The sequence below is a fragment of the Elstera cyanobacteriorum genome (assembly GCF_002251735.1).
In the GTDB taxonomy this organism is placed as follows: domain Bacteria; phylum Pseudomonadota; class Alphaproteobacteria; order Elsterales; family Elsteraceae; genus Elstera; species Elstera cyanobacteriorum.
In genome coordinates this window covers 14,777-37,692 of the sequence record NZ_NOXS01000014.1, presented here as the reverse complement: position 1 = coordinate 37,692, position 22,916 = coordinate 14,777, and the positions used below count along the sequence as shown (strand labels likewise).

At 60.3% G+C, this 22,916-nt stretch carries 19 protein-coding genes; 9 read left to right on the top strand and 10 right to left on the bottom strand.

Annotated features, from left to right (window positions below):
• Window positions 1-43: 43 nt before the first annotated feature.
• From CHR90_RS19885 to CHR90_RS00570, 3 genes are all read right to left on the bottom strand, one after another.
• The gene (locus CHR90_RS19885; RefSeq protein WP_420866589.1) at window positions 44-859 is read right to left on the bottom strand and encodes an O-antigen ligase family protein; all 816 of its coding nucleotides are present in this window, start codon (window positions 857-859) and stop codon (window positions 44-46) included.
• A 578-nt stretch (window positions 860-1,437) separates the two neighbouring features.
• Entirely contained in the window at window positions 1,438-2,865 is a 1,428-nt protein-coding gene (locus CHR90_RS00575) for a lipopolysaccharide biosynthesis protein (protein ID WP_094406660.1), read from the bottom strand.
• Complete coding sequence (locus tag CHR90_RS00570) at window positions 2,862-4,076, bottom strand: glycosyltransferase (RefSeq protein ID WP_170941235.1); 1,215 nt, start codon at window positions 4,074-4,076, stop codon at window positions 2,862-2,864. Before CHR90_RS00570 ends, CHR90_RS00575 begins: the two co-directional genes overlap by 4 nt.
• A gap of 196 nt (window positions 4,077-4,272) precedes the next feature.
• On the opposite strand from CHR90_RS00570, the gene CHR90_RS00565 reads away from it, so the two are divergent.
• Together CHR90_RS00565 and CHR90_RS00560 are read left to right on the top strand one after the other, a co-directional pair.
• Window positions 4,273-5,172 carry a glycosyltransferase family A protein gene (locus CHR90_RS00565; protein ID WP_170941234.1) on the top strand — a complete coding sequence of 300 codons (900 nt, stop codon included), beginning with the start codon at window positions 4,273-4,275 and terminating at the stop codon, window positions 5,170-5,172.
• Entirely contained in the window at window positions 5,172-6,695 is a 1,524-nt protein-coding gene (locus CHR90_RS00560) for a SpoIIE family protein phosphatase (protein WP_094406654.1), read from the top strand. Before CHR90_RS00565 ends, CHR90_RS00560 begins: the two co-directional genes overlap by 1 nt.
• Before the next feature lie 54 nt (window positions 6,696-6,749).
• On the opposite strand, the gene CHR90_RS00555 is transcribed toward CHR90_RS00560, so the two are convergent.
• Entirely contained in the window at window positions 6,750-7,757 is a 1,008-nt protein-coding gene (locus tag CHR90_RS00555) for a glycosyltransferase family 4 protein (RefSeq protein WP_094406652.1), read from the bottom strand.
• 227 nt (window positions 7,758-7,984) lie between these two features.
• Between CHR90_RS00555 and CHR90_RS00550 the strand changes: the two genes are divergently transcribed.
• A complete protein-coding gene (locus CHR90_RS00550; RefSeq protein WP_094406650.1) occupies window positions 7,985-8,923 on the top strand; it encodes an NAD-dependent epimerase/dehydratase family protein in 939 nt (312 codons plus the stop codon).
• An 80-nt stretch (window positions 8,924-9,003) separates the two neighbouring features.
• On the opposite strand, the gene CHR90_RS00545 is transcribed toward CHR90_RS00550, so the two are convergent.
• Entirely contained in the window at window positions 9,004-10,260 is a 1,257-nt protein-coding gene (locus CHR90_RS00545) for a GGDEF domain-containing protein (protein WP_170941233.1), read from the bottom strand.
• Window positions 10,261-10,500: 240 nt separating this feature from the next.
• On the opposite strand from CHR90_RS00545, the gene CHR90_RS00540 reads away from it, so the two are divergent.
• A complete protein-coding gene (locus CHR90_RS00540) occupies window positions 10,501-10,854 on the top strand; it encodes a PilZ domain-containing protein (RefSeq protein WP_094406646.1) in 354 nt (117 codons plus the stop codon).
• An 18-nt stretch (window positions 10,855-10,872) separates the two neighbouring features.
• Here the strand turns inward: CHR90_RS00540 and CHR90_RS00535 are convergent, their stop codons facing one another.
• The 4 genes from CHR90_RS00535 to CHR90_RS00520 form a co-directional block, all read right to left on the bottom strand.
• Window positions 10,873-12,297 (bottom strand): sigma-54-dependent transcriptional regulator, encoded by a 1,425-nt coding sequence (locus CHR90_RS00535; RefSeq protein WP_094406644.1) that lies wholly within the window; start codon window positions 12,295-12,297, stop codon window positions 10,873-10,875.
• Between the two features lie 67 nt (window positions 12,298-12,364).
• Window positions 12,365-13,063: a sugar transferase gene (locus tag CHR90_RS00530; RefSeq protein WP_094406642.1), complete on the bottom strand. Its 699-nt coding sequence runs from the start codon at window positions 13,061-13,063 to the stop codon at window positions 12,365-12,367.
• Window positions 13,064-13,070: 7 nt separating this feature from the next.
• Window positions 13,071-14,264: a glycosyltransferase family 2 protein gene (locus CHR90_RS00525; RefSeq protein WP_094406640.1), complete on the bottom strand. Its 1,194-nt coding sequence runs from the start codon at window positions 14,262-14,264 to the stop codon at window positions 13,071-13,073.
• Window positions 14,264-15,379, bottom strand: a complete 1,116-nt coding sequence (locus CHR90_RS00520; RefSeq protein WP_094406638.1) for a glycosyltransferase — start codon at window positions 15,377-15,379, stop codon at window positions 14,264-14,266. Before CHR90_RS00520 ends, CHR90_RS00525 begins: the two co-directional genes overlap by 1 nt.
• 253 nt (window positions 15,380-15,632) lie before the next feature.
• On the opposite strand from CHR90_RS00520, the gene CHR90_RS00515 reads away from it, so the two are divergent.
• From CHR90_RS00515 to CHR90_RS00500, 4 genes are read left to right on the top strand one after another with little or no spacing between them, the layout of a single operon-like run.
• Window positions 15,633-15,923 (top strand): STAS domain-containing protein, encoded by a 291-nt coding sequence (locus tag CHR90_RS00515; protein WP_094406636.1) that lies wholly within the window; start codon window positions 15,633-15,635, stop codon window positions 15,921-15,923.
• Between the two features lie 7 nt (window positions 15,924-15,930).
• Window positions 15,931-16,287, top strand: a complete 357-nt coding sequence (locus tag CHR90_RS00510) for a hypothetical protein (protein ID WP_094406634.1) — start codon at window positions 15,931-15,933, stop codon at window positions 16,285-16,287.
• An 11-nt stretch (window positions 16,288-16,298) separates the two neighbouring features.
• Window positions 16,299-18,407, top strand: a complete 2,109-nt coding sequence (locus CHR90_RS00505) for an SLBB domain-containing protein (protein WP_094406632.1) — start codon at window positions 16,299-16,301, stop codon at window positions 18,405-18,407.
• Window positions 18,404-19,114, top strand: coding sequence for a P-loop NTPase family protein (locus tag CHR90_RS00500; protein WP_094406630.1), 711 nt, complete (start codon window positions 18,404-18,406; stop codon window positions 19,112-19,114). Before CHR90_RS00505 ends, CHR90_RS00500 begins: the two co-directional genes overlap by 4 nt.
• Window positions 19,115-19,426: 312 nt before the next feature.
• On the opposite strand, the gene CHR90_RS00495 is transcribed toward CHR90_RS00500, so the two are convergent.
• Window positions 19,427-20,215, bottom strand: coding sequence for an ABC transporter substrate-binding protein (locus CHR90_RS00495; protein ID WP_229671614.1), 789 nt, complete (start codon window positions 20,213-20,215; stop codon window positions 19,427-19,429).
• 84 nt (window positions 20,216-20,299) lie between these two features.
• Between CHR90_RS00495 and CHR90_RS00490 the strand changes: the two genes are divergently transcribed.
• Entirely contained in the window at window positions 20,300-22,858 is a 2,559-nt protein-coding gene (locus CHR90_RS00490) for a hybrid sensor histidine kinase/response regulator (protein WP_170941232.1), read from the top strand.
• The last annotated feature ends 58 nt before the right edge of the window (window positions 22,859-22,916 follow it).

Sequence of the window (22,916 nt, the reverse complement as noted above, 5' to 3'; positions counted from 1 at the left end):
TTTTGGTTGATGCAGCGGGCGGGCCAGAGTTATTGCTATGATTTTAAAGAGATTTTTCCGAGGAACCTTCTAGCTCTGTTGCATCTTGCGGGGCGGCCTTTGCAGTCTGCATCTCGGTATAGCGCGTCAAGGCCGCCGTCAGGGCGATCTGGATGTAAAACGGCCAAGTGAACCCTTGCGTGAGGAAGGTTCCCGAAACACAGCAGGCGGCCAGCCCTGCAACGAGTGCCCGGCCCATAGCGCGCGCGTCCGCCGGGGCGTTGGTGGCGTCTAGGCGCAAGGAGGATTTGGTCGCCGACCGTAAACTGGTTGCGATCATGCCAACAAAAACAATAAGGCCAGGGAACCCCGTTTCCCCCAAAACGCCAAACCAAGTGCTGTGCACCGCGTGGTTCAGGCCGTCCCAATGGCTGCTGTAGAAAAAATAATTGCTGAGGAAGTTATCGAGACCAACGCCCGTCAGCGGGCGCTCCACGGCCATATGAAAGGCGGCGCCCCAGGCGTAAATCCGGCCCATGGCCGACTCGTCAATCCCATCTTCGGCCGCGCCACCCGATGCCCGATCCGAGATCCCCGCAACGGCAAACAGAACCAACATTGCGAGCCCGCCAATGCTGATGAGCAGCGCTTTGGACTTGACGATCCGCAGCCCGAACAGACCAAAAACCGTCATGATCCCCAGCAAACCACCTCGCGACTGCGTGGCGATAATGGCTGAAACGATGGCGATAAGGGCGATGATCCCAAAGAACCGCCAAAACAGGCTAACGCCGCGCGTGGTGCCGAGCGAGACCGCGAAGGCCAGCGGAAACAGCAGCACCAGCGATAAATCGTTCGGGTCGCCCAACACCGATTGCATCTCGCGCCCAATTGTAACGCGCGTTCCTTCCACCAACCCAATGCCGTTTATTTTGTTGGATAGGGTAACATAGGAAACGGCGAGCCCAGCCAGAACCAAGATTCGAGAGGCACGCGCGAAATGAGTGGCTTCGGTCGTCATCCAAGCGATGGCGAGCGTCATAATGCCGATTTTAACGTAGGTTGCGGTCCAATAGGCCAATGCGATCGGTCGATTGCTGGCGACGACCACGCCGATCGTGACGAGGCCGAAGAACGCGGCGAACCAGGATAATTCGCGCGACCAATAGGGCTTCATTTGACGCGTTCCGATGATGTGCCACGCCAAGACGCCCAAGGTCGGAATAGCCAGCAGTTGCGGAATGCGAAACGGCATGAGAACCGGAAACGCTTCGTGTATCCGGAAAAAGGAGAAGACGACAAACCCAAGGCAGAGGAAGAAAGGAATGCGCGTCGCCAGAACCGCCGCAGGCAACAGAACGGCAAGCCCCAACATCACGGCAGGATGCGGCAGCGCTAGGAGCGGCGCTACGGCGAGAGCGCTCGCGAGAGTGGCAAGGGCAATCGGCGGCCAACGGGTCATGAACTCTCTCCCGGTGCCGAGACGGTCGGCAGAGTGGCGGTGGTGCTCCATCCCCAAGCGAGAAGCGCGCCAACCCCGGCGAGGGCCGAGAGGCTGAGGGCCGCGACCGCCCATCGAGCAATCCCCTCAAAGGCCAGACTATCGATAAGCACCAGAAGGAGGGTTGCCAGAGCAGCAAAACCAGCAACGCCAACCCAGGGATAGGGTATCGGCGCCGGGGTGCGGCCCACCCAAAGGAAAAGCCCGATCCGAACCCCGTGAGCCGCGAGGGTGGCACCGATGGCAATTGCTTCCGGGGCCAATCGATCCCCCAAAAACGGGATCAAACTATAGCCCGCCAAGGCGACCAACGCGCCGAGCCAATTGATCAGAAAGGGCTTGCCGCCGGTAACCCCCAGATAGCTACCAACATTCAGGAGGCTTGCCGCTTCGTGCAGGGCAAACGCCAGCGCCAGCGGTCCGACCCAGCGGGCGGCAGCGTGAAAGGCTGGGGGCGTGATCGCTTCGATCACCAACGGACCAAGAAGCATAGCCGCCGCCACGGCTAAGATGAGAAGAAGCAACCCGGCCCCGACGGCGGCAGCACTCCGGTCTCGGCCCCATGCCGTTTGGGCCAAACCGATCCGGCGCGGATACCACCAAAGGCCAAACGGCTGGGCCGCCAGGGCAACAACCAGGGCGATTTTTGCCGCAAGCGCATAATGGGCAAGGCTGGCCGCTGCAATTGCGCCAACCAGAAACCAACGATCACAGCTTCCCAGCACGAACCCCGCCCACCCTCCGGCGGCAACAGGTGTTCCATAGGCAAGGGCAGGGCGCCACGCCGTAATGGTAAAGTTTAGGCCATAGTGGCGCACGGTCATCGCGAGCAAAATCAGCGCGATCACACAATCCGTTATCAACGTCGCAACCGCCATTCCGACGATGCCATACCCGCCGTAAAGTGCCCCCAAAATCAACCCCGCCTGAAGCAGGGCGCGCCCTGCTATAATCAGCGCGACCGGACCGCTGCGACCCTGGAACTTCAGCGCCGCCAAAGGCACTTCGATGCAGGCGACCAGCGCCAACGACCCCGCAAGCGCTTGCAGGGCCGGGCGCGGCAAATCGAAAGGAAGGGTGGGCAGCAGCCAAATCACGCCCTGCCCCAGAAGCAACCAGACCGCCGCCGCTGTGATCGCAAGACCGAGAAGCGCCGCCGGGGTCTCTGGCTTTTGCGGCGAAAATCGGTAGAGGGCTTCTGCCAGTCCCAGGCCAAGGGCTAGCCCCGCCATGTCGGCCACTGTCGCGAGCAAATCCCAGCGGGCAAAGGCTTCGGGGGTTAAGTGCCGGGTTAGGATCGGCAGCAGCAAAAAGGCAATGCCTTTACTGACAGCGAGCGCCGCGCCGTAAGGGAGGATTTGGCGCAGAACCTCTCCCCGGCTCATGCGGCGTCCCCTTTTGCGGCGGTGCCCCAGTTAGGCCGCCGCTGGGGTAGATTTTCGATGACGGCGGAGAGCGCGCGGGCTTGGGCGGTATCGGTAAACAGCGCGAGTAAGCGCGCGCGGCCCGCCTGACCCAACCGATGCCGTTCCAGGGCGGGGAGGGCATCAAACGTCAGAATTGCCCCGGCCAATGCCGTAGGATCGCCAACCGGAACTAACACGCCGGTTTCCGGGGTGATCATTTCTTTGAATCCCATAAACCGGGTCGCGATAACCGGCAGACCCATTGCCATCGCTTCCTTTGCGACCACCGGGCCGCTGTCGCGTTCGCCATTGCGAGCGGGCTTGAAGGGACAGAGAAGCGCACGATAGGCGGGGGCTTCCGCCGCGATCCACTGGTTTGGCCGGGCGCCCAGGAAACGAACCTGCTCGGCGATACCCAAGCGCGCGGCCTCGTGCTCCAGCTCTTGTCGTAGCGGACCGTCGCCGATGATATCGACCGCGATGGTTTGCCGTTGAGCCATTTTTATCTGATGCAGGGCCTGAAAAAGATCGTCCAGTCCCTTGGCTTCAACCAAACGACCAATGAAAAGATAACGGCCATTGTCCTGCTGCTCGCCGGGCTGAAACCGGTTGGGATTGACCCCGCACGGGATCATCGAGACGGCGGCCGTCGGGGCAAGCCGCAGAAATTCTGCCGCCATATCATTACACACGGCAATGGCGGCATCGGTCGCCTGTAGCTTTTCCGGTAAATCCTCACGGATGGCATAAATATCGTGACCATGCCCCGTGAAGGAAACGGGGACGCCCATCCAGCGGGCGGCAACGATTGCATGCGCTGCCGCTGGCCCGGCGAAATGCCCGTGTAGGTGATCGCACCCGGTCGCGCGGGCCAGGGCGGCGATTCGCAAGCTGGTCCACAGCAAGCTGCGCCGGGGGGATTTGCATTGTGCAATCCAGAATGCAAGCCCGCGCACGGCAGTTAGGCTGGGCCGAAGCAGCGCCTGTAGCCCATCTTGATGCGGAAAGTCGGGCAGGTATAAGGCCCGCGCAACCAGCGGTTTGTCCGCGTCTTGTCCTGGAAAATCGTTTTTTGTCAGGACGATAGGCACGACCCGGTGCCCCTGTTGTTCCATCGCCCGCATTTCGGTGCCGATGAAGGTTTCAGAGAGAACGGGAAAGGCGGCCAGGACATATCCTATGGTTTTCATTGTCGGCTCCATCGCAGGATTGCTGGTCTCTGACTTGCAACAGGCGGTGCATATCCTGCGCGAGTAGGGGCGTTATCACGCCGCTTGGCTTTAGCAGGAGCAAACACAGTGCCAGTTTGGCAGGTATACTTCCGCTAAAGCGATGGAGGCCCTTATGAGAAAGAATATATCTGTAGAATTTGAGGTTTCTATCGTTATGCCGACGAAGAATTGTTTGGATTATTTAGCGCGCGCTATTGCGAGTATCGAAGCTCAGCAGCTTCAGAACGTCCAACTGATCGTTGTTAACGATGGGTCGACTGATGGGACGGACGATTGGTTACGGGCCTATCATGGTCCCTTAGCGCTATGTCAGATTAATGCGGACGTAAGCTCCCCCGCCCTGGCCCGCAATCTGGGGCTTGCGGAGGCATCGGCGCCGCTGGTGGCTTTCCTCGATGACGACGATATCTGGCGCCCAGGAAAGCTGGTGGCGCAGATCGAGGCGCATTGGAAAGACCCTGCGCTGGTGATGAGCTTTACTGACTATCGCCATGTCGGGATTCATGGCGATGATCGCGGCACCTGTTATGAATACTGGCGGATGAGGGCCCCCGCGAACGGCGCGTTCGCGCGGCTACCGTCGCCGGCCTCGACCCTGCTCGGGCGCAATATTGTGGGAACCTCGACCGTGATGGCTCGGCGCGATGCACTCTGGGCGGCGGGGGGGTTTGATCCTGATCTTCCTTCCAGCGAAGACTGGGATCTCTGGTTAACATTGGCCAAAGCCGGGCCCGTCGCGTGGAGCGGTTTGGTCGGGGCGGATTATCTTATGCGACCCGGCAGCCGAACCTCCGCCCGTCGGCACCGTTACGAGGCGTTGAAGATGATTGCCGACCGCCATTTGCCGCGTGTGAAGTGCCATTGGCGCGACCGGTTGCGCCTCGCGGCCCGGCTGCAGATCGGGCAAGCGGAGGCGCTGGCTCAGGAAGCCCGCCCGTGGGCTGCTGCCGCCCATCATGTGTGGGGGGGTATACTGGCGGGGGAACCGCGCGCCTTTCGCGATAGTTTGGCCAATGTGCTGACGTCCCGCACTCCGGCCGCACGGTCAGCCTGATGGACCTGCTCAATCAAACCTTTTCGGCTTCGCCCGTCACCGCCCGGGCCATTCGCGACGCCTTGAAGGAGGCCTGCGGTCGGCTGACGCTGCCGCCCGGGCCGATCCAGGATCTCGTGACCGCCGCGAGCGAGATTGTGAACAATATCGTCGAACATAGTGCCGCCCCCGCCGCGACCGAACTACGGGTGAGACTGACCCTGGTTGTTGATACCCTGACTCTTGAGCTTGAAGACAATGGCGCACCCTTTTTGGGCTTTGACGCCATTGCCAAAACCCCCGCCCTTAATCCCTTTGAGGATACGGTGGAGGAAGGCGGATACGGTCTCTTTCTGATCCGGCGGCTTTTCCCGGACCATCTCTATCAGCCCGGGCCGCCGAACCGCTTTCAACTGTCGCGCAATCTCGCCCGACGGCGTCTGCGGCTGCTGTTGGTCGAGGATGAGACGACGCTGCGGCGGCTCTACGAATCGATGCTCATCCCGTTCTATGATGTCGTGGGCTGCACGACGGCGGCGGAAGCACAGGCGCTGACCAAGCTGACCCGGCCCGATCTATTGCTCTGCGATATTAATCTTCCCGACCGCACCGGGCTGGATCTATTGGCGCAATTGGCGCGCGATCCTTCCAGCCCGCCGATCCCGATTATCGTTTTTTCGGGGGCGCGAACACCTGAGGTCGAAGAGCGCGCCGTACGGCTGGGGATCGACGATTTTCTTGAAAAGCCAGTATCGCGCAGCCTCTTGTTAAAGACGGTCGAGCGCGCCTTGGGCCGCGCCCGCCGTGATCGGGCACAGATGCTCGGGCATATGCAATCGCGCCTCACCCAATCGATTGCCCCGCAGGCCCCGACGGAAATCGGGGGTTTCCGCTGCGCTTTGGCGACCCGCCCGATTTCCGTCGGCGGGGGTGACATGGTCATGACCCTCAATCCCGCGTCGGGGCAGGAATGCCTTTTGGTCGGTGATGTCATGGGGCACGGGCTGCAAGCGAAACTGATGGCGCATGCGCTGGCGGGGTATATGCGCGGTCTGGTTCACGGCTTGGGGGAAAATCGACTGGCGCCGCCCGATCTTTTAGCGCGTCTTGCAACGACGGTGGCCGATGATCGGCTGCTTCAGGAATGTCTGATGACGGCGCTAATTCTCGAGCCGCTGGGGGCGGGGCGGCTTCAAATAACCAATGGCGGCCATCCCGATCCGATTCTTTTATCGCAAACGTCCCAGGTTCTCGATACTCAGCCGGGCCCATTGATTGGCCTGATCCGAGCGCCGCAGTATGAGTCTGTCGCGGTCGATCTTGCACCGGGTGACCGGTTGCTCGTCATCACCGATGGGGTGGTGCCGCTGGCGGCAGCAAAGGGGGATACCGACGATGCGCTTCAGGTGCTTGCCCCAGTTCTTGACGAGCTAAGACGATTGCCACTGGAGCATGCGGTTCGTCGCGCAACCGAGTTCCTTGAATCGCTCGACCTCAGCGATGATTGGACCCTGCTGCTGATGGAGCCGATTGCATCCGCCTAGAGTGTTTTCGCGCAAATGCGTCGTCGCGCGTGTTCCACCTGATCGGGAATTGCGCTAGCGCTGATAGAAGGGACGTAAGCGGGCGAGGCCCGCCGCGACCCCATAGTGGGCATGAACCCGCGCGTGGGCGGCCCTGGCAAGCCCCTGCCGCGCCGCCTCGGTCGCGTCTAACCAGGCGGCTAACTGGGCGGCCAAGGCGGGTTCATCGTCGGGGGGGGCGACCAGTCCCGCCCCTTCCCCCAGCAAGTCCGGTAGTCCGCCGAGGCCAAAAGCCAGCACAGGAATACCGGCGGCCATTGCTTCCAAGGCCGCCATCGGCAAGCCTTCATGCCGGGACGGCATACACAGAAGATCAAGCTGCGGCCAGACCGCCGCCATATCGGTGGCAAACCCGTGCAGGGTTAGATTGGATGGGGCGTCGCGGGCCACTTCGGCCGCAAGCGGGCCATCGCCGAACAGGGAAAAATCCGCTTGGGGAAATTGGGTGGCCAGTGTGCGGAACCGGTCCGGCCCTTTTTCCCACGCAAGCCGCCCCACAAAACCAATCCGGGGCCGGGGCCGGGCAGGGTGCGCGGGCATCTCGGCGGCGACGGGGACAAAGTTGGGATGAACCGCAACGGGCTGCGGAAGCTGCGCAGCAATGGCCGGGCTAACGGCGATCCGGGGCGCGAGGCGGCTGGTGAGCCGATCCAGCGCTTGATAGACCCGCACCCGCCCCACGCCAGGATCGCCCGCATGAAAGGTCGATACGACCGGAATTCCCGCCAATCGGGCCGATAGCCGCCCCTGAATCCCCGCGCGATACCCATGGGTATGCAGCACGCTGGGGTGCCGCCGCCGTAACGCGGTCAACAAAGCCATAGGGGAGTCTGGCAGAGCTTCCCAAGGGCAACCCGCCGCGTCCAACCGCTGCTTCAGCGGATGCGGTCCAAAATCACGCAGAAAAATCACGCGCGCCTGGGGGCCTTGCTGCGCGGCCAAACCCGTCGCCAGCACTTCCACATGGCGCTCGATGCCGCCCATCGCGCGGCTATCGAGGAGCAGCCAAATTTCCTGACCCATTGTCGGCCCCTTTACTGAGCTTTTGATTGGAAACAGCAAGCCTTATGCCAAGTTTTTCCGCGTCAATATTTGCCTGCGCTTGCCGATACTGAACGCCCTGCATCGCATTTTGCATTTCAGTTGCAGCTTGCACCGGTCATAGAATCCCATCTCATTGATTTTATTTATATAAATTCGGGCGGGTAATTTGCGTTGACGGTGGCACCACAGTTTAAGGGGATGCTATCATGGCGCATTATCTTGTTACCGGGGGCGCAGGCTTCATTGGTTCCCATCTCGTCGGTCGGTTGGTTGGACAAGGGCATCGGGTGACGGTTCTCGACGATCTCTCCTCGGGCCGGGTAGAGGTTCTGCCCAGGGGGGTGCGCCTGATCGTGGCCGATACCGCCGACGCGCAGGCCGTATCCGAAGCAATGGCGGGCGTCGATGGGTGCTTTCACTTGGCGGCCATCGCGTCCGTTCAACGGTCAGTCGAAGATTGGGCGGGAACCCATCGGGTGAACCTGACCGGGGCGATTACCGTTTTCGACGCCGCCCGGAAAAACCGGGTTCCGGTGGTCTACGCCTCCTCTGCTGCCATCTACGGCAATCAGGAGGTTCTGCCGATTGCCGAAACGGCCCTACCGGCCCCCCGCACCGCCTATGGCGCCGATAAGTTGGGGTGCGAGTTGCATGCGCGGGTCGCAGGCCTTGTTCATAGTGTGCCGTCGATGGGTTTCCGCTTTTTCAATGTTTATGGGCCGGGCCAAGACCCGTCGTCGCCCTATTCGGGGGTGATTTCGGTGTTTATCGACCGCATCCGGCGCGGGGAGCCGATTGTGCTGCATGGTGACGGCTATCAAACCCGCGATTTCATTTATGTCGGAGACGTCGTGCAGCATCTGATCGCTGGGATGGGGCAAGCCAGTGTGGAAGCCCCGGTGCTGAATGTTTGCACGGGGCAAGCCACCTCTATCCGCTCCGTCGCTACGCTACTGCGCGACATCGCGGGCAGCGCGGTCGATATTCGCTTTGCCCCCGAACGGCCCGGCGACATCCGCGCCTCCATCGGCAGTCCGCGCCGGGCGACGGACCGGCTGGCCGTCCGCGCAGACACCCCGCTTGCCATTGGCTTAACCCATACGTTCCAGGCCGTGCTCGCGGCGGAAAAGGCGGACGCCGCCTAGCAACATCAGAAAAACAGAACCGCCGCAGAGAGCGATCTCTGCGGCGGTTTCTTTTTCTCTTGGGGATAAGACCGAGGGGGTTAGTCGGGATCCTCCTCGATCAGAATGCGGTTCCTGCCGGTGTTCTTGGCCCGATAAAGGCAGTCGTCCGCCCGCTTGATATGGGTTTCGGCGGTTTCCCCGCGTCGGGCGGTTAACGAGACCAGACCGCCACTAAAGGAAATGGGCTGGGGAATCACATCTTCGCAGGCCGGGGCGCAGGCTTCCCGAACACTATCCAGCACCTGTTTTGCCTCATGCACATCCGCGCCGGGAAGAATGATGGCGAATTCCTCTCCCCCGATGCGCGCTAGGTAATCTTCCCGCCGCAGGGAGGTGCGCAGATAGCCTGCGACGCGCCGTAACACGCGATCTCCGGCCAGATGGCCATAGGTATCGTTGATCGATTTAAACCGGTCGATATCGATAACCGCCAAAGAATGGGGCCGCCCGGTTCGATTGACGCTGGCTTGCGCATGGTCAAACTCCAGCATAAAGGCGCGCCGGTTGGGCAGATCCGTCAGAAGATCGGAATGCGCGAGCTGATCGAGTTCCTCAAGGCGCGTAAGCGCCGCATCGACCCGCCCGAGCAGATCTTCGGCCCGGACGGGCTTGGTCACAAAACCATCGGCCCCGCAGCGCAGGGCCGCAATCTGGGCCGCGTGCGATGTTTCGCCCGACAGAAACAGAATTGGCAAGGTCATGAAGGCGGGAAACTGCCGGATGATCGTCGCGATTTCAGCGCCGGAAACATCGGGGAGATTGAGATCGAGCAACAGTAGCGCCGGGCGCAGGCTCGCTAAGGCTTCCAGCACTTGGGTCGGATTTTGAACGTGATGAACTTCATACCCATGGGGCAGCAGATAGCTTGCAACCAAACGGGCCATCGACCGATCGTCTTCCACCATCACAAGGCGGCGAGCGGTCCTGGTCGCGCCAGACCGCCGGGCACATTGTTTTAGCAGGCGGTCGATGTCGTCGGAGTGATAGGGCCGCGTCAATAGCCCCTGCCCGCCCGATCGAAGGGCGGCCAGACGGGCGGTGACCGTCTCTTCCGATGCCGTATAGAGAACCGGGCGCGGGAGGGGCGGTTTCGGAGAGGTATGGGCTTGCGTGGACAAATCCCGGAACTCGGCGAGACAGGCCGAGGCGTCTTCCGGCGCGGCCCCACTCGGCGCGCATTGATAGCCCATTTCCGATAGAACCTGACGCAACGGCGCATCGTGATCGGGCACGACCACCTGCGGCCGATTGAGGCTGGTTAACCAGGGAGCGCGGGCAAAATGGAGTGCTGGCATGATACGGCCCTTCAAATCCAATCGTCTGCCCCGCGTATCACCAAAACTTGTGCCAGTTCTGACGGCCATTTCTGGCCTTATTTTCCGCTTACTTCCGGCGTTATTCGTGTTTCACGATGCGAATTGCAAATCAGCTTGCGATAATGGGCGGCTCAGTACGCGAAACCAGGGCCTTTCTGTTGGCACGAGCTTTGAGATACCGAGGCTCATCTACCTACTTTTTTAGGAAAGGACCGTCTCATGGCATTCTCTCAGCGCGCGACCCGGCGATATGCCGGCACGGCCAATACCCCCTATAATCGTCACGACAAGCGTTACCGTGATCCGGTGCTGCGCCTCGATATCGGCGGGCGGCTCTATGATACGGAAGATTGGGGATTGGGCGGTTTCCGGGTGGCGGGCTTTCGGGCGCCGTTTACGGTGGGCGATCACATCGACGGAATCATACTCAACGACACGGGTAGCCCGGCAGGCCGCTTTACGGTCCAACTGGTGAGCACCGGCGGCGCCGACACGCCGGCCCGCTTTCGCTTTCATCAGCTAAGCGACGCCGCGTTCGAGCTTTTGCAGGGGTATGTCTTGCGTCCGCAATAAAGCCGTTGGTGGCGCGGCTTAATTTCCCCGCGCCACCATTTCATCCCAAGCTTGTTTTTTGCGGTAAATTGTGGAGGGGGCAACCTCAAGCAAGGCAGCGGCGCGAGGGATATTCCCATCGCATGCCGAAATCGCACGCTCGATTGCGTCCTTTTCAATGCGCCAAAGCGGGCCAAGCGAGGCGGGCGAGGTGCTATCCCCTACCATGGTTACCGTTGGTATCGGTGTAGAGGGGCGAATGGCAGGACGCAGGGCGCTTAGCCCCGGCGTCAGGGGCGGGGGGAGCATGTCGGGCATCACCTGCGCCCCCTCATTCAACACAACGACATTGCGGATCACATTCTGCAACTGCCGGACATTGCCGGGCCAGGGGTAGGCTTTGATGATCGCCTCCACATCCGGTGAAAACCCATCAAACGCGCGGCCCTCTTCCTTTGCATATTGCTGCAGAAGCGCGCGGGCAATTTCGATCACATCGTCGTCGCGGTCCCGCAAGGGGGGAAGATGAATGGGGATGACGTGCAGGCGATAATAGAGATCCTCCCGGAAGCGTCCTTCCTCCACCTCGACCTGTGGGTTGCGATTGGTCGCGCAGACGATGCGAATATCGACCTTCTCCACCTTGCTACCGCCGACGCGGGTAAAGCTACCGGTTTGCAAAAAGCGCAGCAGCTTGGTCTGAAGGTTCAGATCCATCTCGCACAGTTCATCTAAGAACAGGGTTCCGCCATCGGCCCGGCTGGCCGCCCCGTCGCGGTCAGCGGTTGCGCCAGTAAACGCCCCTTTCACATGGCCAAAAATCTCTGATTCGATCAGATCTCTCGGAATCGCCCCGCAATTGATTGCCACAAACGGCTTGGCGCGGCGCGGGCTGGCGCGATGGATCGCTTCGGCGCACACTTCCTTACCGGTGCCCGACTCCCCCGTGATGAAAACCGTCGCCTTGCTGGACGCGGCATTTTCGATAATCCGGTAGATCGGTTGCATGAGCGGGGACGAGCCGATGAAGCCATGAAACCGGCTGCGCCCCATATCGTCCTGAAAACGATTGACCAGCGTTCGCAGCCGTTGCCGCTCTAGCGCATTGCGGACAGTAACAATCAGCCGCTCGGCGGCGAATGGTTTGACGATGAAATCGGCCGCCCCGGCCTGCATCGCTTCTACCGCAGTATTGATTGACCCATGCGCCGTAATGACGACGGCGGCGGTCGGCAGATCCTCGCTTTGCAGCGTGCGCAGAATATCAAGCCCCGCCATATCCGGAAGCTGCAGATCAAGGATCACCAGCTTTGGCAGATGGGTACGGATATGGTTAAGCGCGTCGCTCCCCAGGCTGACATGGGTAACGTCAAACCCCGCTTTTTTTAGAAATTCCCGGTAAACATTCGCCAGAGACGGAACGTCTTCAACAAGCAGTAAATCGGTAGCATCGGCTTTGCTCATGCGGGACTGGCCTCGGTTGCGCGTCGAACCTTTGTGCCAGTATATCCCCGCGAGAGTAAAGCAGCCCCTAACGCCCGCGCGCGCCCAGCATCACAAAAACGGTGCGGATGGCAATGCTCGCATCGGTTGCAAGCCAACTGCTAAATTTTGTAAGGGCCAGCGCATAGGCATGGTCGTACCCGACCTTGCAGCGCGTATCTTCGACGGTTTCATCATAGTCCATAGATACTTGTGCAAGGCCGGTGATGCCAGGACGAACGCCGTAAACCCGCTCCGCATAGAAAGGGATGCTGTTTTCAAGGCGCGGGACGATGCCGGGACGTTCCGGCCGGGGCCCAATGATCGACATTTCGCCGCGCAGCACATTGATGAACTGCGGCAGTTCGTCGAGCCGGGTCTTGCGCAAGAAGCGGCCAACGCGCGTGACCCGGGGATCGTTCTTTTGGGCCCAGACGGCGCCCGTTTTGGCCTCGGCATTCACCCCCATGCTGCGGAACTTAATCATATGAAACAACCGCGTCTGCTTCGCCGTCGTCTCGCCCACCCGCAACTGCCGGTAAAAAACTGGGCCGGGGCTATCGAGTTTCACCGCGAGGGCGACGACGGCCATGATTGGGGCGCACACGAGCAAGCCCAATCCAGCCGCGGCCACATCAAAGCCGCGTTTGCCAATACGGACCGACCACGGGAGCGGGCTAGAGGCTTCGGGCCGGGTTTCCGCTTCCCAGTCAGCGGCTAAGGAGTTCAAGAGCGCATCGTCAGACATAGGGCACCTATTTGGAAGAGGGGGAGGGGAGGGAAACGCGCCGCCACGGGCGTCGATGCCGCCCCAGCAGAAAGCGCATTGCACCAATTAGGCCAGCCACATGGCCCTTGATCAGATAATGGATCGCGTTGGCGCCCTGGCCCAACCGCCCGCCCCCATCTGGGAGTTTGGCAAGGGCAGGCGCGGCGAGGCCGAGCGCATAGCCCGCCGTTTGGGCCACGGCGAGCAGAGCGAAGAACAGGCTGCCCTCGCTTGCCAAGACGGCCGCACCGAGAAGCGCGGTCAGCATAATCAACGGCATCAGCGGTCGGGACGCCTTGCCCGATAAGAATAGAAAGGCCAGCACCGGACGGCGCGGGTTCAAAAGCCCGCGCAATCGCACAAGCTGCTGCGCGTTGCCGGTCCCGATGCGGATTCGGCGGCGAAAGTCCTGCGCAATCGCCGTTGCTTCCAGTTCCAAACTGGTTATCTCGGGATCATAAACACCGCGCCCGCCCTTTAGGATGGCCGTCATCGCTAGTATAAAATCGTCATTTACCGTGTCGGCGGGTAACGTCGCGAGGCTTTGTCGGCGCACGGCAAACCCCGCCCCATGCGCCCCAATTGGCGCGGCGAGAAGCGATTCCCGGTAGAGTGTTTCGGTCTGCCCGCGCCACCAGCGACCCTCCCCCGCGCCGGGGTTTTCTAAGAGCTGATAGCTGCTGCTAACCAGGGAAACGCTGGGATCGTTAAACCACGCGGCAAGACGGTACAGCGCGTCGATCGATAGAAGCGCCGAGGTATCGCTGAACATGACGATCTCGCCCGTTAAGAGCGGCATAGCGCTGTTGAGCGCGGCAACTTTTCCGCGATTTTCAGGAAAGCGGATGAGCCGAAAACAGGATCGGGCCATCGCGGCCTGCTCGATCGCGGCGGCGGCATGCACGGCGGTTCGGTCGGGCGATCCATCGTCGAGAATGACGATTTCCAGCTTATCCGCCGGATAGAGAAGCGCATCGCAATTTGCGATTTTTGCCGCAATATGCGCTTCTTCGCAGTAAGCCGGAATAACAAGAGAGATTTTCGGGAACTCTGCGGGTGTTGGCGGCAAGTGATGGGTTTTTTGCCGGGTGAGAACCCGGAGCAAGCGTGCATATCCCGCATGGTGATAGGCAGTTAAGCCCGCTGCGGTCAGGGTTAGGGCTTCGAGGGCGAAAGACATTACACCGCCTCCCCAAGGGCAAGGCGGTCATAGGCCGCCCGGGTTTTTTCGAGGGAATAATGTTCGAGGACGAATAAGCGACCAATGCCCCCCATGCGGCGCTGGGCCACTGGGGGGAGGTCGTGTACCGCCTGCAGTGCCACCGCTAGCGCGGTCGGGTCTTCTGACGGAACGACGATCCCGGCGCCGGGGGGGAGCGCTGCGGGCACGCCGCCGACCGCCGTTGCGACGACGGGTAGGCTACAGGCCAAAGCCTCGAGCAGGGCAAGCGGCAGCCCCTCGGCCCGGGATGGCAGGCAGAAAACATCAAGCGCCTGCAAGACAACAGCCGGATCGTCTTGCAAGCCTAGGAAATGAACCCGCTCCGTAACTCCTAACTCTTCCGCCACCATCGCCAGGGTCATGCGTTGGGTGCCATCGCCGGCAAGGGCGAGATGGCAGTTGGCGGGCAAGTGGGTAAGTGCCTGAATAAGCAAATCATGGCCCTTCACCATTTCAAGCCGCCCGATTGCGCCGATAAGAATGGCATCGCGGGGTAACCCGAGCTGTGCCCGGCGCGCCAACCGCTCGTTCTGACCCGCTACGGGGCAGAAGCGGCGCGTATCGATCCCATTATAGACAACCGTCGGCGCCCGTCCTGTCCAAGCCCTCAGCGCGGTGCTGATGGCATCGGTCACGGCAACTTGGATCGGCTTTCCGGCCTCAAGACCGAAGCGATACAACCGCCGCATCGCGCTCGTTTCAAGGCTCCAGCTATCGTGATCAACGTGGATCCGGTGCGGAACGCCCGCCAACCGGGCGGCCGCAGCGCCGTAGACGAGCGGGCCAATTCCATGGGTAAAACAGGCGGTCGCCTTCATTCGGCGCAAGTGCCAAGCCAGCTTAAGGATGAGGCCCGGACGCAGCCCTGGCGGTTTCTCAAGGGCGATTAGCTGACCGCGGACGGTCGCCAGGCGCGGCCATTGTCGCACCAGAGCCTCGACGGACCCATCAAGACTGATAATCGTTGATTGATGGGCCGGTGTCGCCGTTAAGGCGAGAACCAGCGCCTCAATCCCGCCCGGCGCCAGATGTTGGACGATGTGAACAAGATGGGGACGGTGGGGGGCGGCCATGGGGAGGCTCCGAAAAAAACGTCGATGCTCTCGGATGGCAACCGCCGTGCCAGCCCATCGGGCGCACGCTCGCGGCCTTTCTGTGGCCGTGTGGACTGCAAAATGCAACGTCCCTTTCAGGCCGCAATTGCAGATTGCAAGTTGGCGCGGTACTTTAAGGGTAATTCGCTGGCCAGCGCCCAAAAACCGCCATTTGGCATAACGGCACGCCCTTTGCCGTTGTGAGACCGTCCCTCACACTGGAGATGTTCTCATGACCCACACTTATTTCCTGCGCGGCGCCTTTGATGCTGAAGCGGCGGCCAATCTGCGGTCGGACCTGGAAGCGCTGGCCAATGGCGATGTTCCCGTTGAACTGGATATGACCGAGGTGGATTTCCTCGACAGCTCGGGCGTGGGCGCCATCGTCTTTTTGTATAAGCGTCTTTTGGCCCGTAAACTCGGCCTGACCTTGGTCGGGGCCAACGGCCAGCCCGCGCGGCTGCTGGAGTTTTTGCGCGTGCCGCGCGTGATCCCGATGACCTCCGCCTCGATTAATCTTTGAGGCGGTCATGCAGTCCCAGGATTTCGCCGCCCCACTCGTCGTGATTGCGTGCGCCCTTCTTGGGGCCTGCGGCGGCCCGTCTTGGCCGCCGGAAGCGCGGGGCGGCGACATCGGTCATTACCGCCCTGCGCGGGCAACCGAGATTCCTGAAGCGCTGCAAAACGCACGTGCCCGAATGGCGGCGGTGCGGGAGGGGCATGCACGCCTTTTCGCGCCAGGCCGCCTGCGCCAGTCCGAAATCCTGTTGGCCCGGGCCGAACGGGAAGCCGCATCGGGCTTGCTGGACGATATGAATACGACTTTGGGACGCCTGCGGGGCGAGCTTGATACCCTGGACCAAGCTCTCGCCTCTGTCCCTCGCTGAGGATAACGCCAATGATCCGTTGCCTTGTGCTTGCCCTGGTTATGCTCTGCGCCATGCTACCGGCGCGCGCCCAAGAGGACGCGCTGCGGATCGGGGATATTCTAACGGTCTCGCTGCCGGGCGAAGCGGCGCTAAGCAAGGATTTCCAGATTGATCGCAAGGGCCGCGTTACCCTGCCCGAAGTCGGCGCGATTGCATTGGCCGGAAAAAGCCCCGCCGAGGCCGAACGGATTGTGCGCGAGCGGCTTGGCAAGGCCTTCCGCGATCTTGATCGTCTGACGGTGGTCCTGAAGGAGCGGCGCCTGCTGGTGTCTGTGCTTGGCTATGTCAAAACGCCGGGGCCGGTCGAACTGCCCGGCGAAGCGACGGTGCAGATGGCGATCAACGCCGCAGGCGGACTGAGTCAGGGGGCGCAGCTTGACCGAGTACAGGTTCGGCGCGGGAAGCAGTCGGTGAGTTTTGACTATAAGAAATATCTCGACAGTGGCGACCCCAGCCTGCTGCCCGAATTGCAGCCGCTCGATACGATCTTCGTGCCCGCCTCGCCGCTAACAGGCAATGTGCAGATCGATTTTGACGGTCGGACCCTGGCGGCGGCGGGGGACGGTGCCGAAGAACGGACGGCTGTGAAGGTCTTTGGCGAGGTAAATACCCCCGCTACTTTTGCCTTCAAGCCTGGGGTAAATGTCGTCGATATGCTGATGCGCTCGGGCGGTGTCACGCGCTACGCCGCCGTCGAACAGATCCGCATCATCAACCAAGGCAAGCCGGTTATTTTCAATCTTCAGGCCTATCTCGATTCGGGTGACCGTTCGACCTTGCCCGACGTTCAGCCCGGCGCGACGATTTTTGTGCCGAAGCAGATGGAGGAAATCCGCCGGGGGGCGCAGACGGTTTACGTCATGGGTGAAGTCGCCAAGCCGGGCGCCTTCGATGGGAAGCCGGGTGCGACCTTTATCGATATTCTTGCCAATTCGGGCGGGCCGACCCGCTTTGCCGATACCCGGCAGATCCGTTTGCTCCGCGCCGATGGGCGGGTCGATCTTGTCGATCTTGCTGCTTATACCGAAAACCCAGCCGCAGCGCCTTTACCGCCGGTACGCGGCGGGGATGCTATCTTCGTTCCCGAAAAAATGGACACCAACGAACCCTCGTGGCTGAAAATCGCCCCGGGGCGCGCGGTGCAGGTTCTGGGCGCCGTCTATAAGCCTGGGCGGTTTGAATGGTCGGATGAAATGAGTTTCTTCGATCTTCTGGGGCAGGCCGGAGGGCCAACCGCGCGCGCCGATATTGCCCATGTTCAGGTGGTGCGCACGCGCACCGGCAATGCTCAGCCCGAGATTTTTGATCTTGCCGCCTTCCTTGACCAAGGGGGTAATCTCGCCGCCGTGCCCCGTATCCAGGCCGGGACCGTGATCATGGTTCCCGAACTGCCGCAAGACCCGTCCGACAATAAAGCCCAATGGACGCGGCAAGCGTCCGACCGCTCAATCCACATCATGGGGCAGGTTGGCGCCCCCGGGCGATATGCCTTTAGCGAGAACTTTAGCTTTATGGATATTCTTTCTGCCGCGAACGGGCCGACCAGCGGGGCCGATCTGCGGAACATCCGCATTTCCCACCGCGATAGCCCGAAGGGGGCGGCGCGCATTACAAAACTCGATTTCTCGCGCTATCTTGAAACGGGCGACCCCAGCCTGCTACCGGTGGTAAAACCGGGCGACGTTATCTTCGTGCCCGACCGCAACGGCGATTGGCTGGACCAGAGCAAGGAAAACACCGTCCGCGTCATTGGCTCGGTCGGCAAACCGGGGCGCTATCGGTTTAACGACGAAATGACCCTGCTCGATTTGCTGGCCGAAGCGGGCGGGCCGCTCAGCGATGCCTATCAAGAAAAGATCGTCGTCGTAAATCTCGGGTGCTGCCAAGATCAAGCGCGGACCTTTGATCTCGTGGCCTTCGCCAAAACGGGCGATGTGACCAAGCTCCCCACCATTCGCCCGGGCGACACGGTTTATGTTCCCTCGATCGCCCAGTCCGATTGGAAAATTTTCATGGATGGCGTGCGCGATGCCGTGTCCGTTCTCTCGATCTTCGCGATTATTCGGGGGGGATTATGATTTCTCTCAGCCCGACCTATCAGGAGCTTGAGGCGATTTACGGGCGCACCATTGGGCGCGGGGCCCGCAGTGTTTCGGTTTCGGCGATTCGGCCTGGCGATGGGGCGACAACCCTCGCCCAGGCGCTTGCCGCACGGTCGGCGGCAGCGGGCTTGCGGACGATTTATCTCGACCTCAACCTGCATCGACCAATTATCCGCGCGCTTGATACATCGTGGCGGCCTGGGGATCGCTCCGTTGCCAATGTTTTGCAGCCCTCAGCCGATAATCGTGGCTTCGACCTGGTGCCGGCGCCCTCCTCGCCGGTTTCGGGGCGGGATACTTTGATTGATTTTCGCGAAGGACGGCAACTCTCCCGATTACTGAGAGAGGAATTGGCCGAGTATGAGGTCATCCTTGTCGATACGTCGCCGGCCAATCTGGTGAATGGCCGCAATATCCCAGCTGACCGCATCGCGGGCGCCTGCGACGCGGCCATTCTCATCGGCCTTAGTGCGGTAACGACCCAAGCTGAAGCTAAGGTAGCCTTAGAGCAGTTTCGGTTAGCCGGGGCCAATATCGCGGGCCTCGTACTGAATGACCGCGCGTTTCCAACCCTGGGGGAAGAGTTCGCTCGGGAAGCGCGGCGGTTGCGGCGGCTTTTTCCCGGTCTCGCCAACCGGTTAAGCGACTTTTTCTTGAGATCGGCGCTGTTACGGCGGCGTTAACGGTTAGCGGGTCAAGCGGCTCCCACTATTTTCGGCAATAATAACCTGCATTGGTTTGGGGGTTGCCGCCACGCACTCACGGACAGGCTGCTCATCAGCGCAATCTGCACCGGCTCGCGCTAAAATCCTCGGTATGCGTCTTCATCTCGCGGGTCTCCTGATCTATAAGCGCACATCGGCGATGTGTTGCGCCGCCGCAAAAGCCGACACAAATCCGCGCCTCACTAAGGCGCAAGTGCGTCTCGCTCAGGCCACCATGGAAAAGCCCCCACCGGTCACGGCGGGGGCGCATGGGATCGCGACCTGTGCAGCCTATTTCAGAATAACAATAGGCTCCATATCATTAGCCTTTGCAGCTTTCAACAACCGGCCATCCGCACGGGTTTTGCGGATGAAAGCATTCACATAAGCTAACCACTCCGGTTGGCCCTTCTTGACCGCAAACCCATAATCCACCGGGTTGACCGGCGACAGCGGCGGTACTACCCGCGCCCAATCGTGTTGAACCAGCATCCAACGAGAATAAGGATAATCGGTTAGGAATGCATCGGCACGGCCCGACAGAACCTCCTCCTCGCGCGTTGCGGGCGGGACGATAACGCGAATCTCAGCTTGCTTCGCATTTTGCAACATATAGGGCTCCATCACGGTACCCTTCTGGACGGCCAGAACCCGCCCACTTTTGTCGAGATCATCCCAGGATTGGATGGCAGAATTCGTCTTAGTCGTCACACCATACATCCCAGACCGCAAATGTGGTTCGGTCATGTCGACCCGTGCGCGTCGCGCTTCGGTCTGACCAATCGCAAACATAGCAATGTCGCATTTATCTGCATCCAAGTCGTCCATGAAACTTGGAAAAGAACTATCGATAAAGCTGACAGTAACCTTCATATCATCTGCTAGATATTTTGCCATATCGATGTCGATTCCCCGCAACTGGAAATCGCGATTGTTGCGAAACGTAATGCCATAATAGGCTGGCCATATGCAGACTCGCAATTTTTTCGCCGACGTTATTTTTTCCACCCGCCCATCATTGGCATAGACATTGCCGGGAGAAATCAGCAACGCCCCCATGACAAAAGCCGTCGCAGCCATCACGGCAGCCTTGCAGGGCGCCGGTCGGCAGTGGAAAGTATGATCTTGTGTGCGCATGACCGTTACCTTTCAACTTGGAGAAACATGGAACAAGCGCCACTGAAAGCGGCTCTCCCGATAGCCAACAGCACAGAGCGTGCCGACCCGTTAAGCGGCAGTCGGCGGCAGATTGTTCGGCTATCGCGCCTGTTCTGGTTTACCGCACCGATTATTCTGCTGTTGATCCTGCTGTTGGTGGCGGCAACGAGCTATCTCAGCCGGAAGCAAGCGCTGGATGAAACAACCCGCCTATCGGAGTCGCTGGCGCTTTTGCTGCGCGAGCAGATTGAGCAGACTTTTCAAAATATCTCAGTGATTACAAAGGGGGTAGCAACCGTTCTATCGGAAAAAAATGCAGAAAACACCCGCTCGGTGCAAGATAATATTCGCAGCAATGAGTTCATACGAGGCGTTACATACATTGATGCGAATGGTCTCATTGTCTCCAGCAGTATTGCCCAAAGTGATGTTGGTCTGAATATTGAGGGGCTCGACTTTTTTGAAACGTTGAAGAATGAGCCCTATCAAGATTGGGCGATAGGACTCCCCATTCCTCAACGATCGTTTGCGGCGGTCAGCAGTTCTGATAGCCACCAGACTTTTATCCCCTTTGCCTTTGCGAACCGCGGACCGACCCGCGAGTTGCGCGGCGTCACGGTCGCCATGATCAATAGCGATGCCTTACAGTTGCAATATTTTTCAATTCGACGCGAGTATGAGGTCAACATTCGTGTTTTTCGGTATGATGGTAAACCGCTTCTCCTGTTAAATGACGATAATAAACAGGTAGGAATACAAGTCTCCGCCCCGATTTTTTCTGATTTTCTGCCAAATCAGGAACGAGGTTTCTATCGGTTAGAGAGCGGTTCCGGCGATACGGCCTTTCTGACCAGCTTTCAAGTTACCCGCCGCTGGCCCATCGTCGTCACGGTCAGCTTTGACGAGCGCGAGGTACTGAAAAACTGGCGGCGCGATATGGTACTGATCGGTGGGGCCAGCGTTCTCGTTATCGCGGTTGTATTGCTGGCGGGAACTGTCATGGGGCGCAATCTGAAAGTCTTGCGGCGGCAGACCGACGCGCTGCGCAAAGCCCGGGAAGCAGCCGAAAATGCCAATCGGGCCAAATCGCAGTTCCTGGCCCAGATGAGCCACGAGATCCGAACCCCGATGAACGGCATTCTGGGCATGACCGGGCTGCTGGCCGATACCCTTCCCGATCCCGGGCACCGCCGAACCTTGGCGCTTATTCAGAATTCCGCCGAATCCCTGATGCGTTTGATCAATGATATTTTAGATTTCTCGCGCCTCGAAGCCGGCAAGCTTCAGATCGAAACCATCGCCTTTGATTTGACCGAGACAGTCGGCAGTGTTGTCGACCTGCTCTCGGCGGATGCGCACAAGAAGGGCCTGACGCTCCGGGTTGATATTGCCCCAGAAACGCCTGTCTGGCTTGCGGGTGACGAGGGGCGGTTGCGCCAAATCCTGTTCAATCTCGTCGGCAATGCGGTCAAATTTACCCTGACTGGGACCGTGACCATCGCGATTGCCCCCTTGCGCAATGGGTGGCTTAGCTTTTCGGTCACCGATACCGGTATTGGGATTCCGGCGGAAGCCCTAGGCCGTCTCTTTCAAGAATTCGAACAGGCGGAAACCCATACGCATCGTCAGTTCGGCGGGTCGGGCTTAGGGCTCGCGGTCTGTCGTCGTCTTGTAACGGCAATGGGCGGCACGATTGGGGTAGAGAGCGTGCAGGGCCAGGGCAGCAGCTTTAGCTTCCAACTGCCGCTGCCCGTCTCAACGGACGCTCGCCCCAACGTCAGCCTGCCCGCCGATCCTCCATCGGCCCAAACGGGGCTGCGGGTTCTGGTCGCTGACGATAATCAGACTAATCTTAAAGTCCTGCGCGGGGTTCTTGAAAAACAGGGTCATAGTTGCGACACGGTAATGGATGGGACCGAAGTAATCGAGACCCTATCGCGAAAATCCTATGACCTCATCCTAATGGATATTCAGATGCCGGAGATGGACGGGGTCACGGCCACCCGGCATATCCGTGCTTCGGGCATGGCCTTTGCCGAAACGCCGATCATCGCGGTTACGGCCAATGCTTTGCCCGGTGATGCCGAAACCTACCTGGGCGCGGGCATGAACGCCGTCCTCTCGAAGCCGCTTCGGCCCCAGCAGCTTGCACAATGTTTGGCGAGCTTCACCGCCCGCTTTCCCCCGCCAGAACCCGCACCAACCGAAATTCTGGCAGTGGACCGCGCGATCCTGGCCGACCTCATTGAGAATGTCGGCCAGGACCTGCTGCTATCGATTTGGCAGGATTTCGAGATTGACGTCGAAACCCGCCTCATCAGCCTTGAAACGGCGCTGGCACAAGAAAATCCTGCGGGCATGGCGCAAGCCGTTCACGCGCTGGCCAGCCTGTTCGGTAGCTTCGGCTTAAGCCAGCTTGCGCACCTGTGCCGAGAAGGGGAAGCGGCGTACCGCGACGCCGCTATCGACAAGCAGCGGGCGCTTGCCACCGAAGTCGCTTCGCTCGGCCGCCCCGGCCTTGATCAAATCCGTGCAGTGGTTAGCGAACTCACCAGGGTCTCTTAACAAAGTTTCCCCTGCCTAACCGCACCTTTTGCATCGACCTTGGCACAACATCGCCTTC